This is a genomic window from Coleofasciculus sp. E2-BRE-01 (genome assembly GCF_040221695.1).
Taxonomy (GTDB): Bacteria; Cyanobacteriota; Cyanobacteriia; order Cyanobacteriales; family Coleofasciculaceae; genus Coleofasciculus.
Genome location: NZ_JAVKEA010000022.1, coordinates 48,290 through 61,870, shown reverse-complemented (window position 1 = coordinate 61,870; position 13,581 = coordinate 48,290). Strand labels below are relative to the sequence as shown.

The 13,581-nt window shown below is 46.3% G+C and carries 16 protein-coding genes and 1 tRNA gene; 9 read left to right on the top strand and 8 right to left on the bottom strand.

Annotated features, from left to right (window positions below; translation table 11 throughout):
• Positions 1-194 precede the first annotated feature (194 nt).
• Positions 195-1,187 (top strand): ribose-phosphate pyrophosphokinase, encoded by a 993-nt coding sequence (locus RIG66_RS02655; RefSeq protein WP_446374934.1) that lies wholly within the window; start codon positions 195-197, stop codon positions 1,185-1,187.
• A gap of 214 nt (positions 1,188-1,401) precedes the next feature.
• Here RIG66_RS02655 and RIG66_RS02650 read toward each other — a convergent pair whose 3' ends face one another.
• From RIG66_RS02650 to RIG66_RS02630, 5 genes are all read right to left on the bottom strand, one after another.
• Positions 1,402-1,869 (bottom strand): DUF3531 family protein, encoded by a 468-nt coding sequence (locus RIG66_RS02650; protein ID WP_446374932.1) that lies wholly within the window; start codon positions 1,867-1,869, stop codon positions 1,402-1,404.
• A 111-nt stretch (positions 1,870-1,980) separates the two neighbouring features.
• Positions 1,981-2,196: a hypothetical protein gene (locus tag RIG66_RS02645; protein WP_446374931.1), complete on the bottom strand. Its 216-nt coding sequence runs from the start codon at positions 2,194-2,196 to the stop codon at positions 1,981-1,983.
• Positions 2,172-2,255 (bottom strand) — tRNA-Ser (locus tag RIG66_RS02640). The genes RIG66_RS02645 and RIG66_RS02640 overlap by 25 nt, the downstream gene beginning before the upstream one ends.
• A gap of 30 nt (positions 2,256-2,285) precedes the next feature.
• On the bottom strand, positions 2,286-3,227 hold the full coding sequence (locus RIG66_RS02635; RefSeq protein WP_446375045.1) for a TIGR04168 family protein: 942 nt from the start codon (positions 3,225-3,227) through the stop codon (positions 2,286-2,288).
• Positions 3,228-3,613: 386 nt separating this feature from the next.
• Positions 3,614-4,372: a PEP-CTERM sorting domain-containing protein gene (locus RIG66_RS02630; protein WP_446374929.1), complete on the bottom strand. Its 759-nt coding sequence runs from the start codon at positions 4,370-4,372 to the stop codon at positions 3,614-3,616.
• Positions 4,373-4,608: 236 nt separating this feature from the next.
• Between RIG66_RS02630 and RIG66_RS02625 the strand changes: the two genes are divergently transcribed.
• The 6 genes from RIG66_RS02625 (at position 4,609) to RIG66_RS02600 (ending at position 9,671) form a co-directional block, all read left to right on the top strand.
• Positions 4,609-4,872 carry a hypothetical protein gene (locus tag RIG66_RS02625; RefSeq protein WP_006101951.1) on the top strand — a complete coding sequence of 88 codons (264 nt, stop codon included), beginning with the start codon at positions 4,609-4,611 and terminating at the stop codon, positions 4,870-4,872.
• 94 nt (positions 4,873-4,966) lie between these two features.
• On the top strand, positions 4,967-6,541 hold the full coding sequence (locus RIG66_RS02620; protein WP_446374927.1) for a metallophosphoesterase: 1,575 nt from the start codon (positions 4,967-4,969) through the stop codon (positions 6,539-6,541).
• 85 nt (positions 6,542-6,626) lie between these two features.
• On the top strand, positions 6,627-6,815 hold the full coding sequence (locus RIG66_RS02615; RefSeq protein WP_446374925.1) for a DUF4089 domain-containing protein: 189 nt from the start codon (positions 6,627-6,629) through the stop codon (positions 6,813-6,815).
• Complete coding sequence (locus tag RIG66_RS02610; RefSeq protein WP_446374923.1) at positions 6,812-8,185, top strand: AtzE family amidohydrolase; 1,374 nt, start codon at positions 6,812-6,814, stop codon at positions 8,183-8,185. The genes RIG66_RS02615 and RIG66_RS02610 overlap by 4 nt, the downstream gene beginning before the upstream one ends.
• 24 nt (positions 8,186-8,209) lie before the next feature.
• Positions 8,210-8,773, top strand: coding sequence for a 5-formyltetrahydrofolate cyclo-ligase (locus RIG66_RS02605; protein ID WP_446375043.1), 564 nt, complete (start codon positions 8,210-8,212; stop codon positions 8,771-8,773).
• A gap of 58 nt (positions 8,774-8,831) precedes the next feature.
• Complete coding sequence (locus tag RIG66_RS02600) at positions 8,832-9,671, top strand: carbohydrate ABC transporter permease (RefSeq protein WP_446374921.1); 840 nt, start codon at positions 8,832-8,834, stop codon at positions 9,669-9,671.
• 104 nt (positions 9,672-9,775) lie between these two features.
• Here RIG66_RS02600 and RIG66_RS02595 read toward each other — a convergent pair whose 3' ends face one another.
• Positions 9,776-10,237 (bottom strand): hypothetical protein, encoded by a 462-nt coding sequence (locus RIG66_RS02595; RefSeq protein WP_446374919.1) that lies wholly within the window; start codon positions 10,235-10,237, stop codon positions 9,776-9,778.
• Positions 10,238-10,243: 6 nt separating this feature from the next.
• Positions 10,244-10,510, bottom strand: coding sequence for a hypothetical protein (locus tag RIG66_RS02590; protein ID WP_446374917.1), 267 nt, complete (start codon positions 10,508-10,510; stop codon positions 10,244-10,246).
• Positions 10,511-10,734: 224 nt separating this feature from the next.
• Here RIG66_RS02590 and RIG66_RS02585 point away from each other — a divergent pair, with 224 nt between their 5' ends.
• Together RIG66_RS02585 and RIG66_RS02580 are read left to right on the top strand one after the other, a co-directional pair.
• A complete protein-coding gene (locus RIG66_RS02585; protein ID WP_446374915.1) occupies positions 10,735-12,306 on the top strand; it encodes an NAD(P)H-quinone oxidoreductase subunit N in 1,572 nt (523 codons plus the stop codon).
• A 146-nt stretch (positions 12,307-12,452) separates the two neighbouring features.
• Positions 12,453-12,899: a DUF29 domain-containing protein gene (locus RIG66_RS02580; protein WP_446374913.1), complete on the top strand. Its 447-nt coding sequence runs from the start codon at positions 12,453-12,455 to the stop codon at positions 12,897-12,899.
• A gap of 45 nt (positions 12,900-12,944) precedes the next feature.
• Here RIG66_RS02580 and RIG66_RS02575 read toward each other — a convergent pair whose 3' ends face one another.
• The gene (locus tag RIG66_RS02575) at positions 12,945-13,571 is read right to left on the bottom strand and encodes a hypothetical protein (RefSeq protein ID WP_446341277.1); all 627 of its coding nucleotides are present in this window, start codon (positions 13,569-13,571) and stop codon (positions 12,945-12,947) included.
• Positions 13,572-13,581 lie beyond the last annotated feature (10 nt).

The window sequence follows — 13,581 nt, the reverse complement described above, 5'->3', positions numbered from 1 at the left end:
AAAACTATTGGGTCAATTGGATAATAATGAACAACTGAGGCAGCATCCTTAAGCATCACATCTAAAATTCCTGGTATATCTGGGCTGGTGGGCAAGGATCAAGATTGCCCGATTTGTCAATTTATGAGAAATACTAGAACCATAGACAACAGCAAATGTTAAGATTGCCTTGAAATGAGCTTCGAGGGTCTGCTGTGAGCCGTTCTGCAACGTTAACGCTTCAGCCTACGCTGCCGCTAATCGCGGATAATAATCGTCTTCGACTGTTTTCTGGGTCTGCTAATGTTCCACTAGCACAAGAAGTTGCTCGCTATTTGGGCATGGACATTGGACCAATGGTTCGCAAACGATTTGCCGATGGCGAGTTATACATTCAAATTCAAGAATCCATTCGTGGGTGCGACGTTTACCTAATTCAGCCGAGTTGCCATCCGGTAAACGATAACCTGATGGAATTGCTGATTATGATCGACGCCTGTCGGCGAGCATCGGCACGGCAGATTACTGCTGTTATTCCATACTACGGTTATGCCAGAGCCGATCGCAAAACCGCCGGACGAGAGTCAATTACCGCTAAGTTAGTGGCAAATTTGATTACTGAGGCGGGCGCGAATCGGGTATTAGCGATGGATTTACACTCTGCCCAAATCCAAGGGTATTTCGATATTCCCTTCGATCATGTCTACGGTTCTCCAGTAACGTTGGACTATCTGGCGAGCAAGCAACTCCCTGATCTGGTGGTTGTTTCCCCCGACGTGGGTGGCGTAGCTAGAGCCAGGGCTTTTGCCAAAAAGCTGGATGATGCGCCCTTAGCCATTATTGACAAGCGACGACAAGCCCATAATGTGGCAGAGGTTATGAATGTGATTGGAGATGTCAAGGGCAAAACGGCTGTTTTGGTAGACGATATGATTGACACGGCGGGGACGATTGCTGCGGGTGCCAAGATTCTGCGTCAAGAGGGAGCTAGACAAGTGTATGCTTGTGCGACTCATGCCGTCTTTTCGCCACCTGCGATTGAACGCCTCTCCAGTGGAATCTTTGAAGAAGTGATTGTCACCAATACAATTCCAGTTGCTCAAGAGAATTACTTTGAGCAGCTTACCGTGCTTTCAGTCGCTAACTTGTTGGGAGAAACCATCTGGCGCATTCATGAAGACAGTTCAGTCAGCAGCATGTTTCGGTGAAACAAGCCCCAGTGCAGGGAGACAAGGAGGAATGTGTTGACGTTTGGCGTTTAAGGTTTGATATCAAGTCCGGTTAATTGACCCTAATAACAAAAAATGCTGTAACAGCAAGGCTTTTGGGCTTTTTTATTAGGGCTGATTTGCCGGACATTATCTGAATGAGGAGGCGGGTTTAGTCAAATTATCGGTAAAACCCGTCCCTACCTAATACGTTTTAATTCACTCGTCCGTTATCCTGAGATTCGTAAAATAAAGACTCTTGGCGGCTTTTTGTGGGCCAATCTTCATTTTCACCGCCGATGATGACTCGTTCGATGTGAACATATTCTTTAGACAGTTGCTTCAGGGCATTGATCAGAACATCGAGTGAGATCGCATCGGATGTGCCTAAGTCAAACCAGCAGCGTCCCCAGGTTCCCTGATAATCAAAGTCTCCTTGATTATGCATCAGCGCCATGAGGGTGCTATCTGTCTCTCGGTCATCATAGTCCATATAGCTAATATCCACACCTGTTTCCTGCACTTGCAGGTTCTCCGCATCAAATCCGCCCAATTTCCCCAGGTAAAACCAGGAATTGAATAACTCTTCAATATAATCTTTTTCCATGGGGGAAGGAACAGTGGCAAACTCTAGCCAGATCCACAAATCGAATGGGTTATACTCGCGAAACTCTACCTGCATAGGTTATAAGTCATCAGTATCAGGGTTATCGGTCTAAAGCGGGACATTTTGGTTAGGAAAGGGAACAGGGAACAGGGAACAAATTTGTCCCAGCTTGGGTTGGTAGCCGTATCAGTTATGTAGGAATTTTAGGAATTTGACGTGGTTAAGGTGAGACAGGAGATAGGAATCAAAACGAATCGTCGAGAATTCTAATTTAATTTCGGCTCTCCCAGCTTCCCCAGCTTCCCCAGCTCCCCCAGCTCCCCCAGCTCCCCCAGCTCCCCCAGCTCCCCCAGCTCCCCCAGCTTCCCCAACCGGAACGGAGAGGGTGGGATTCGAACCCACGGACCTTTTGGGTCACTCGATTTCAAGTCGAGCGCATTCGACCACTCTGCCACCTCTCCAGGCTTATCTATAATACCAAGCCTGAGCGTTCATGGCGAGTGTCTGGAAACAAATTGTCCGCTAACGGGTTGAGGACGCCGATAGAGAAACTCTTCGAGTACGACAGAATAGTCATTTCCCACCCAAACCAGAGAAATTGAAGCAACCCCACCCGCTTCCAGAGACACCAGCGAAAAATTCCGCAGTCGGTCTGTTTCCGTTTGCACAATTCGGGGTACACTGGCTGAATTCAGATACACGGTTCCCTCTGAACGGGTTGTGACAATCGTTCGCAATTGCTTAGTTGTGTGGCGTAATCGGTGATGCATGTGACCGAATGTGACCAAGGGAATCTGTTTTCCTAGTGCCTGAACTTGCGCGATCGCGGTTTCAAAATCTGGGTCTCCATGATCGCCGCCCAAGGGATGCCAGTCCCTGCCACAAGGCGATTCGGCTTCCTCGCCTAACCCTGTTGGTCCATTGTGACCTAAAAACAGAATCCTGTTGTAGTCTGTGGCTTGGGCGGCGGCGACAATTCGTTCAACGGACTCCTCAAAACTGTTGACCCCATACCAATCCCGATAGAAGTCTTGATTTTTCCAAGCTGATCCGCCCCAACTAAACGGACGCCCCCCGACGACTGAAAGTTGAAGTTCAGGAAAGTCCAGATATCCGTAGCCTACATGGGCATCTCCCAACGCCTCTAACTGATCGTGTAACCAATTTTCCTGTTGACGGTTGTATGGACATTTTTTCCGTCCCCAAGCCGATGCAGTATACCAAGCGTCATGATTTCCCAGAATTACCGCTTTCGGCAGATCAACAGAAGCAACTCGCTGCACCACCCCCACAGACTCGTTGCCAAAATCTCCGACAAACAGCACCAAGTCAACACCCAATTTTTGGAGTGCGATCGCGTCTTGGGCTTCCCACTGATCGTGAACATCACCAACGACGGCAATTTTTACAGATGGCTGATTATGACTGGTCATATTCATAGTTTTTTAATTATTCCTGTTTCCAGCATAAAAAAAAGCCGCACTCGTTGGCTTAAGTCCAAAACCCATCTGAGGGCTTGTCGGGGCGATCCGATGAAACCGTTACATAGGGCTGCTGAATAAGTCTTGTGGTGGGGAGAGGCAATAGGGAATAGGCAACACCTCGGCTTACCTCGGCTTACTTCGGCTTCGCTCAGTAACACGCTCGGTAACACGCTCGGTGTGTCATGGGCAATGGTTTCAACTAGAGGCTTGGTTGCCAAGCCCCTACTTAATGGCACGCTTGTTAAGGCTGGTGGGTTTCGACTTCGCTCAACCCACCCTAAGGTATATTAAGGTTTCGGCAATCCCAAAATGCACGCTTTTCAGTGCCATTGATTCTAAGCTTTTTTACGCCGTAGCACCGAACTGACACCGAACATGCCAATGGCGACGAGTCCTGCAACTGTACCGGGTTCCGGTACTGAAGCATAAGAAAATCCTTCAATTTTTAAGCCAACTCGCGAACGAGCAAACTCTAGGTTAGGATTCGCAGAACCCTCTAGCCAACTCATATTGGCAATACCCGAAAGCGATGTAATTGAGGTATCACTGCCAAAATAGTTCTTTGTGATATCCGTGTTCCCCTCACCTAGGGGTGCAATAGCAGAACTGAATACTGGATCGACGGCGACTCCGTTAACAGCGTTGACGCTCAGCAAAATTTCCGTACCGGGATCGACTGTACCCGATTTCGTTGTCGCTCGTGTCCAGAGGTAAAACCCATCTAACGACTTCGCGGGTGGATTATCTTGGTAGAACGCAATGGTTTGCCCACCTAGGGTAAAGGAAACGGTATTCCCATCCCAATTTAAAAGCCATGGCACCTCTTGACCATTCTGCCAATTCCAGTGCAATTGCTCAACCGTTTTATGGACATCATCTTCTTTGGTAGAAAACTCCCAGTCAGCATTGCCTTTGGCTCCTGCTCTCCCTTCCACCGTCCAGTTCAAGTTAGTCCAGCCTTCGGGGACAGCATCACCCTCGCCTACAAATGTTAAATCAATCGCCGCAGCAGGTTGAGATAACAGACCAAAACTCAAGACAGAGGCTCCAGCCGCTAACGTTGTGGCGACTAGCTTGTTGTGTATCATGTTCATCACGATCTCCAAAATAGACGAGACAATATTTTTTGTTATAGTGACCAGTTTAATTCTTTAAGCTGATAAAAATATCAGGTATAGACTATATTTCCATATAACCTGCCTAATTTGATGGCTGAATCCCTCCCATTGAGGATAATTCCTGGGAAAATTGAGAGGGTGTGGGGTTGGGTTTGGGATTTAGTCGAAACTCCAGTACTCTATATAGGCGTTGAATCAGGAGTGTGTTACCCATGGAATTGGTTAAAGTACAAATGATGTTCGAGAACGCCCCGCGAACATCCCATAAAGACTATTCACCGGAGTTGGAAGACTTAAACGGGGAACGGGTGGAATTATCTCGTCTACCTTGCTGCGGCGAGTTGATTTCGTTTGCTGAAGGGATGCTGCACGATGTCGGACCCTGCTTCACGGTGATTGAGGTTGTCCATTTCGCGTCCCCAAAGGAAAATGGTTTGGTCGGTCAAATCATGCTACGCAAGTGTTTTCCTCGCTAGAGTCTCGTTTGTTCAGATCCCCACATTAGGATAGATGATAATTCTCAATATCGGACGATAATCTCAAAACGCAAACCTTTGGCAGTGAACCATTATGCAATTTGTGTCCGATCCTCCTATTGCCGAAAAAATCCAGCAGATGAAGCAGCGAGTTCGCTGGCAAGATCCATTAATCGTTGAACGGGATATTGATCAAACTCGGCTGGTATTAGACGATGACAAACCCGATCATCCAGAGTTCTCCTTTTTAGTCGTCGGTGATACAGGCTTTGGGTCTCACAAACAACATGATCCGCAACGCAAAATTGTGGAAATGATGCTAAATCACCGCGATGACTGCCGCTTTGTATTGCATACCGGGGACGTAGTATATCAGGTAGGTTCGAGTGAATATTATCCCCAAAACTTTATCAAACCCTACCGTGAGTTCTTAGTCAATGGCGACTCTCACCATAAAATTGCTTATGACCAAATGGTGTTTAATCTTCCCTTCCTCACCATCCCTGGAAATCACGATTACTACGATTTGCCCTTAGTCTATGGCTTTATGGCACAGGTAACTTGGCCCCTGCGCCATCTGTTAAAGACTAAACTGGATTTGAATGTCGGTTGGCACGGATCGCATAAGGGCAAAGCTTATACTAAAGCATTCTTAGACTATCTGAAGCCATTGAAGCAGTGGGGACAGTTAGAAAATCATTTAGATCACCACTATACCGCGAAGACGGATACAGGACGTTGCTTGCGCTATCAACCCGGAGAATTTACCCGCTTACCTAACCGTTATTATACGTTCCGTAGTGGTGGAATTGACTTTTTCGCCCTCGATTCCAATACCTTTAATGCCCCCGCACCGATTCCCGACACTCCAGAAGGAAAAGCCTTTCGCCATCTTTTAGAACAGCGACGAGATGAATTAGAAGCCGAAAAACAGCAACTTATGGAAACCTCCAATACTTTGGATGCGGATAACCCGGAAGAGGCGGAACAGCTTGATGATTTGAATGTGAAATTAGAGCAAATTGATGAACTAAGCCTGGATATTAATAAACAATTGGCATCAAATGAAGAAACCACGATTGACTTTGAACAATTAGACTGGCTGCGACAAAAGCTAATCCAGTCTTGGCATACCGACGAGGTAAGAGGACGAGTGATTTATCTACATCATCCCCCTTATGTGACTGAAGCCACGAAATGGCAACAGGCACAAACCTCGGCAGTTCGTCGCCGCCTGCGCCAAGTTTTGGATGCTGTGGCGACGGAGGTGGGTGATTTAGCCCAGGGGCGTCCTTTGGTGGATTTGGTGTTAACGGGTCATGCCCATTGTTTAGAATATCTAGAAACGGTGGATACTGGACATGCCGATTCTCATATTCCTTGGATTATCTGCGGTGGGAGTGGTCATAGTTTACGCCGTCAACGGAAAGAAGGGTCAGAGATTACGGAATCCGTTGGGTTTATTGATGGGAATCCCTCCCGTTTGGTGGCGCGATCGCACTTTTATGCGGGACGCCATGGTCATGGTTCTAAAAAGCAGAGACTCTATTCATTTTTACGAATTGATGTTCTAGATGGGAATCCGCCGAAGTTCCGAGTTCAACCGTTTATTGCTGAACGATGTCACCAAACGTGGAATAATTATTCTAAGGAAGCGTTTGTTATTTGATTTGTCATTTGTCATTTGTCATTTGTCATTCGTCATTGGTTAGGGAAGAGGGAAGAGGGAAGAGAAAATCAACACTGATGAAGCTATGACTAAAGAAACCGTTGATTTTGGTGAATATGTCGATCGCATGGCAGAATTGATTGACTTGCCGATTGACCCAGAATACCGTCCTGGTGTCGTTGATAACATTACTCGAATTGCCGCGATCGCACAATTGGTGAATGAGTTTCCGTTACCGGATAATATAGAAGCCGCACCAGTCTTTGAACCATGACTTTTAATTGGAGACAAGCCGACGCTGTGGGAATAGCTACGGCGGTTTATCAGGGTGAAATAACCGCCAGTGCGATCGCGCGGGATTGTTTGGCGCAGGTTGATGCCCGTAATCCTAGCTTAAATTGTTTTACCGCCGTTACCGCTGATACAGCAATAGCCGAGGCGGAACGGGTGGATCAGGCGATTAGCCGAGGGGAATTTCCGGGTGTCTTGGCGGGGGTTCCGTTTGCGGTGAAGAATTTATTTGATATTGCGGGATTAACCACCCTAGCGGGATCGAAAATTAATGCCGAAAATCCCCCAGCGAACCAAGATGCTACCGCCGTTACCCGATTAAGGCAAGCGGGGGCGGTGCTGGTGGGGGCGTTAAATATGGATGAATATGCTTATGGGTTTGTTACTGTAAATAGCCATTATGGGGCAACACCAAACCCTCATGATCCGACTCGCGTTTCTGGGGGATCATCGGGGGGTTCCGCCGCTTCAGTTGCAGCCGGATTAGTTCCCCTTACCTTGGGTTCCGATACCAATGGTTCAATCCGAGTTCCGGCTTCGTTGTGCGGGGTTTTTGGCTTAAAACCCACTTACGGGCGTTTATCCAGGGCGGGGGCGATTTTATTTTCCAGTAGTTTAGATCATATTGGTCCGTTTGCTCGATCAGTACGGGATATTGCTACCGCGTTTGATATTCTTCAGGGACATGATCAACGTGATCCCGTCTGTACGCAACGCCCCCCAGAACCTTGTTTACCGCAACTAGAACAGGGAATCGAGGGATTACGGATGGCGGTAGCGGGAGAGTATTTTGATCAAGGCGCTACCCCAGACGCCTTAGATGCTGTTGCTAAAGTCGCCCAGGCGCTGAATGTTACAGCTACGGTTAGGATACCGGAAGCGCATCGGGCAAGAGCAGCGGCTTATATTATTACAGCGACAGAAGGCGCTAACTTACATTTTGCCAACTTGCGATCGCGCCCCCAAGATTTTGACAGAGCCACGCGCGATCGGTTTTTAGCCGGGGCTTTAATTCCCGCCTCGTGGTACATCCAGGCGCAACGGTTTCGCCAATGGTATCGCCAAAGGGTGCAGGAACTTTTTCAGACAGTAGATATTATTCTCGCACCAACGACGCCTTGTGTCGCCCCCCGCATCGATCAAGAAACAATGGTAATTGGGAGAGAAGAGATATTAGTGCGCCCGAATTTGGGACTGTTTACCCAACCGTTATCTTTTATTGGATTACCTGTTTTATCGGTTCCTGTCAAGTCGTCTAGTTCTCTACCCTTAGGTGTGCAAATTATTGCTGCTCCTGATCATGAAGCCATGATATTGCGCGTCGCCGCCGTATTGGAGGGGAAGGAATTATAATTGGCTACTGACAATCTCTCAGAAATGACTAAAAAAGAATTACGGCGGCGACTGCTGAAACAGCGACAAGCCATGACAAAAGAAGACTGGCGAGAAAAGAGCGATCGCGTCTGTACCCAGCTTCAGTCTTCACCCCTATTCACTCAGGCAAAAACGATCCTGGCTTATTTTAGTTTTCGCCAAGAACCGGATCTTCATCCCCTGTTTACCGATACCCAACACTGTTGGGGGTTCCCTCGATGTGTCGGTAAATCCCTGCTCTGGCATCGCTGGAAGTGTGGAGAAGCCCTGCAAACAGGGGCTTATGGCATTTTTGAACCCCATGCCAATTCCCCCACCTTAGAACCTGATGACGTAGATTTAATCTTAGTTCCGGCGGTGGCGTGCGATCGCCAAGGCTATCGTTTAGGCTATGGGGGCGGATTTTACGATCGCCTGTTGAGTTCGGCGGAATGGATATCTAAGCCTACCATAGGAATTATCTTTGATTTTGCGTTCTTGCCCCAACTCCCTATCGATGGGTGGGATCAACCGTTAAATGGGGTTTGTACGGAAACGGGGATAACGATTTTTGGTAGGGTGCGTTAGCAAAGCGTAACGCACCGCCTTGAAGATTCAGTGTTGTCCCCCTACAGCAAAAAATGCGATGAGTAAAACGCCGGGAAAACAGATTTGGCAAAGGTTGTGGACGTATATCCTTTTAAGTGCGATCGCGTTGGTGATGCTGTTTCCTCTCTTCTGGTTAATTAGCACCTCATTGAAGTCTTCCACAGAGAATATCTTTGCGTTTCCACCTCAACTGCTTCCGAGTCAACCGACGATTGAGAACTATAGTAAAGTCTGGCAAACCAATCCCTTTGGTCAATATATTTGGAATAGCTGTATTGTTGCCATTCTCACTGTTACCTTCAATCTTCTCTTTTGTTCCCTCGCGGCTTATCCCTTAGCCAGACTCAATTTTCGGGGACGCGATATCATTTTCGCGATTATCGTTTCCACGATTATGATTCCCTTCCAAATCGTGATGATTCCCCTCTACATTTTGATGGTGCAGCTTGGCTTACGGAATAGTTATTTAGGTATTATTTTCCCCAGTTTAGCCTCAGCCTTTGGCATTTTCTTATTACGCCAAGCCTTTCAAGGCGTTCCCAAAGAACTTGAAGAAGCGGCTAGGATGGATGGCTGTTCGGAGTTAGGATTGTGGTGGCATGTGATGATTCCAGCCGTTCGTCCGGCGTTAGTCACGTTGGCTATCTTTGTCTTTATTGGCTCATGGAGTGACTTTCTGTGGCCCCTAATTGTTCTGGATCGACCCGAATATTATACCTTACCGTTAGGCGTGGCTAGGTTAGCCGGAACCTTTTCCCTCGATTGGCGTTTAATTGCCGCAGGCTCAGTCATTTCTATTGCTCCGGTTCTGCTATTTTTTATCCTCATGCAGCGGCATATTGTACCTAATGATAGTGGGAGTGGTGTTAAAGGGTAGATTCCAATACTTTTCGATTAAGGGAAGCTGGAAAAGCTGGAAAAAACATTCAATGATCAGGAAAAACTGACTCCGAAAATTTGCGATCAACTCATCGAGTTAATTCATGCATGAACTTGGGCGAGTAGACCAGAAATAACCCGCTTAACGTCTGAAGAAGACAATATATTGCCTAGAGCATTTTCATATTCTGCTTCGGTTTTACACTCACACTCTCTATCTTCAGCAGCAGCAAAACTTGTCACCCATACAGGATAAAGATCAGGAAGTGGGTACTGTATCTGGAGAACTGAGTAAGTGTAGTTATTCAGTGAAGGGATTTTAATTCGCAGATAGGAAACAAAAAATTGAGTTTGTTGGCTATCTGGATCAACCAATACTTCTCTTCTGCCTGGATACTCTCTTCTGTCTGGATACTCAATTTGTGGACTTGATTTTACTTCACCAATAAGCAAGCTATTCGTTTTTTCAGTCAGGATAGAAGCTTGCTCTTTTAAGATGGTATAGGGAGTCCGTATCGTTTCAGCACTTGGCAAGTCACCCCATAGGTCTTTGGTCTTAGTCATTTTGATTTATCCTATGACTAACGTTCTAGTATGTCCTACCTTTTTAATTGATTCAGCCGGATATCGAAAGAAGAATGATAAGCGGGAGGTAGAATTATAGAGTGCAAGATATTGATTATCTATTCCCTTATTCAAGGCTAGTTGCACTTCTGTATCTGGTATATCTGGTTTCTCCGCTAAAATCAAAATGTCAACGTCATTTTCCTGGCAAAGACATACAAGTTCATCCAGCAAAGGCTTTTTTCTAATGTTCCAAAATAAAAATGTAGTCATACGCAGTTATAAAATCTCAAGCCTAAACATTGGTGTTCTGAATTAGACAAAGTTATACCCCGCATTTCTCACAAAGAGCGATCCCTAACCCCCTACCCCTTCTGCCCTGGAGCCTTTTGCTATTGTATATAGAGGTGTTTTGGCGGAACGCCTCTACAATCTGTACCAATCACCGATATGATCAGAACGTTACTCTCTGGATACGACCCTAACCATAGACCATAATGGATTTTGCTACTCTTGTTGCCCAACTTAACGCTGGGCTGATTCTGCCAGAGGGAATCGTCGTGATTACCCTGTTACTGGTTTTAGGAATTGATCTGATTGCGGGTAAACGTTCTGCTAATACCCTGCCTTACGTCGCTATTGGTGGACTACTGGTTTCCATAGTCGCCCTGTACTATCGCTGGGATGTTGCCCAACCCCTGGCTTTCTTTGGCGGGTTTAATGGGGATGCCATGAGTATCGTCTTTCGCGGTATCATCGCCCTATCGACGGCGGTAACTATTTTGCTGTCGATTCGCTATGTGCAGCAGTCTGGCACCTCGTTAGCTGAGTTTATTGCCATTTTACTCACCGCTACCTTGGGGGCGATGTGCCTCAGTGGTGCGAATGAACTGGTTACCATCTTTATTTCTCTGGAAACCCTAAGTATTTCGTCGTACCTGTTGACGGGATACATGAAGCGTGATCCCCGTTCCAATGAAGCGGCGCTGAAATACCTGCTGATTGGTGCATCGAGTTCGGCGGTGTTTCTCTATGGCGTGTCGCTGCTGTACGGCTTGTCTGGCGGCGAAACTACCTTAAACGCGATCGCGACAGGTATCGCTAGTTTAGAATCGACCCCATCCTTGGGTATTTTAATTGCTTTGGTGTTTGCGATCGCGGGAATTGCCTTTAAAATTTCTGCGGTTCCTTTCCACCAGTGGACTCCTGACGTATACGAAGGTTCTCCAACTCCCGTTGTCGCCTTCTTGTCTGTCGGGTCTAAAGCCGCAGGCTTCGCCCTCGCCATTCGCTTACTGGTAACCGCGTTTCCCCTGGTTAGCGAACAATGGCACTTTGTCTTCACCGCCCTGGCTATCTTAAGTCTGGTATTAGGGAATGTAGTCGCCCTTACCCAAACCAGTATGAAACGCCTACTTGCCTATTCATCCATTGCCCAAGCTGGCTTTGTCATGATTGGTTTAATCGCGGGAACGGATGCAGGCTACGCCAGTATGATTTTCTATCTGCTGGTTTATTTATTCATGAACCTAGGTGGTTTTGCTTGTGTGATTCTGTTTACCCTGCGAACCGGTACGGATCAAATCAGCGAATATGCGGGATTGTATCAGAAAGATCCCCTGCTGACATTGGGACTCAGTATTTGTTTACTGTCCTTAGGCGGAATTCCACCTTTAGCGGGATTCTTCGGTAAAATTTACCTGTTTTGGGCAGGTTGGCAAGCCGGATTGTATGGCTTAGTTTTGCTCGGTCTAATCACCACGGTGGTTTCCATTTACTACTACATCCGTGTCATCAAAATGATGGTGGTTAAAGAACCCCAAGAAATGTCCGACGCGGTGAAAAATTATCCGGAAATCCGCTGGAATTTACCCGGAATGCGTCCTTTACAAGTGGGTTTAGTCCTTTCGGTGATTGTCACTTCTCTGGCGGGAATTTTATCTAATCCCCTATTTACTCTCGCCAATAATTCAGTGACGAATACGTCCATGTTGCACTCTTCGGTGATCCAAGCTCAATCTCACACCCAACCAATTGCATCCATTGATGTCAATTTATCGCGAGATTAATCAGATCCCCGACTTCTTGAAGAAGTCGGGGATCTCTCCGGCATAAGTTCTGGCGGAACGTCTCTACAACAGTTCGGAAAGTCCTAATCGATGTGTCTACTGCTATATTCAGCAGACCCTAGATAAACTGATAGGAGAAGAATACCATGTCAAAAACGCGATATAAAACAGACTACTATCAATGGATTCAAGAAACGATTAACCAATTACGAGAACGTAATTTTAATCAGGTTGATTGGAATAATTTGATAGAAGAATTAGAAAGTATGGGTAAAAGTGAGAGACGAGCTGTATTAAGTCTTTTAACCCGTTTATTAGAACATCTGCTGAAATTATCGTATTGGGAAGCCGAGAAAGAGTATTCTAGAAATCTTATGGCTGCTGAAATTGTCAATTTCCGCGCTCAAATTCAACAGCGTTTAGAAGACAGTCCCAGCTTAAAACCGGAACTAGACGCGATGTATGCTAAAGCATATCCTGTGGCGATTAAGTCGGTTTCTAAGCTGTTTTCACTGCCAAAGGATACTCATATTTCCTTAGAACAAGCCCTGGATGAAGATTGGTTTGTTGTTGATGAAGCTGACGAATCTTGAGTAATCTCATGGTGAGAATGTTCGTAATCATTACGTATTACACCCTCAAGTAGGGAATGGGGCATTCAAGATAGCAACGAGATGACTAAATATGTCATTGAGATCAGCAGGTAACCGATAAAGGTTGAGGTCTTGTTGAACTTTTTTTTGCTCACGATTCAGTACCCCAAATTGCCAGACATCTCCGGTTGAGACAGCACCATAAAGCAATGGTTCGTTTGAAGTTGTCCATTGGTCAAGGGCGATGAGTTCAACAGCCAGTTGAGTAAAACCTCTGGCGAGGTCAGCATTTTTTGCTTCAATGACTAGAAGATGATACTGAGTATGGAGGTAGTAGTCGAGAGAGCCTTTGAGTTGATCGGAGACGTTAATCGAATACTCAATTCTGAGTTGAGCTTGGGTGTAGTCGATGAGCGCTAAAACAACGGGCGCAATCAGGATTTCTCGACGAGCGGCTTCACTGGTAAGGCTAACATAGGGTAAGCGGCGCTGAATGCTATTCTTAAGTTCAGTTAATTGGTCGAAGTTCGTATTAGACAGGGGTAAGTCAAGACTGATGCGTTGGAGAGAAAAGCCAAATTCAGCTAAGATATCATCTGGCTCATAGTTCATCTCGAAATAATTACGGAAAGTGTAGGACTTTCCGGGTTCAATGATAGGAGATTTAGACATAATGAACTTA

Excerpts from the sequence above, each read along its gene's own strand:
- RIG66_RS02625 (WP_006101951.1), top strand. The coding sequence starts at position 4,609 with ATGGAATTGGTTAAAGTACAAATGATGTTCGAGAACGCCCCGCGAACA.
- RIG66_RS02605 (WP_446375043.1), top strand. The coding sequence starts at position 8,210 with ATGACTAAAAAAGAATTACGGCGGCGACTGCTGAAACAGCGACAAGCC.
- RIG66_RS02575 (WP_446341277.1), bottom strand. The coding sequence starts at position 13,571 with ATGTCTAAATCTCCTATCATTGAACCCGGAAAGTCCTACACTTTCCGT.
- RIG66_RS02580 (WP_446374913.1), top strand. The coding sequence starts at position 12,453 with ATGTCAAAAACGCGATATAAAACAGACTACTATCAATGGATTCAAGAA.
- RIG66_RS02635 (WP_446375045.1), bottom strand. The coding sequence starts at position 3,227 with ATGACCAGTCATAATCAGCCATCTGTAAAAATTGCCGTCGTTGGTGAT.
- RIG66_RS02610 (WP_446374923.1), top strand. The coding sequence starts at position 6,812 with ATGACTTTTAATTGGAGACAAGCCGACGCTGTGGGAATAGCTACGGCG.
- RIG66_RS02595 (WP_446374919.1), bottom strand. The coding sequence starts at position 10,237 with ATGACTAAGACCAAAGACCTATGGGGTGACTTGCCAAGTGCTGAAACG.
- RIG66_RS02600 (WP_446374921.1), top strand. The coding sequence starts at position 8,832 with ATGAGTAAAACGCCGGGAAAACAGATTTGGCAAAGGTTGTGGACGTAT.
- RIG66_RS02650 (WP_446374932.1), bottom strand. The coding sequence starts at position 1,869 with ATGCAGGTAGAGTTTCGCGAGTATAACCCATTCGATTTGTGGATCTGG.
- RIG66_RS02630 (WP_446374929.1), bottom strand. The coding sequence starts at position 4,372 with ATGAACATGATACACAACAAGCTAGTCGCCACAACGTTAGCGGCTGGA.
- RIG66_RS02590 (WP_446374917.1), bottom strand. The coding sequence starts at position 10,510 with ATGACTACATTTTTATTTTGGAACATTAGAAAAAAGCCTTTGCTGGAT.
- RIG66_RS02620 (WP_446374927.1), top strand. The coding sequence starts at position 4,967 with ATGCAATTTGTGTCCGATCCTCCTATTGCCGAAAAAATCCAGCAGATG.
- RIG66_RS02615 (WP_446374925.1), top strand. The coding sequence starts at position 6,627 with ATGACTAAAGAAACCGTTGATTTTGGTGAATATGTCGATCGCATGGCA.
- RIG66_RS02585 (WP_446374915.1), top strand. The coding sequence starts at position 10,735 with ATGGATTTTGCTACTCTTGTTGCCCAACTTAACGCTGGGCTGATTCTG.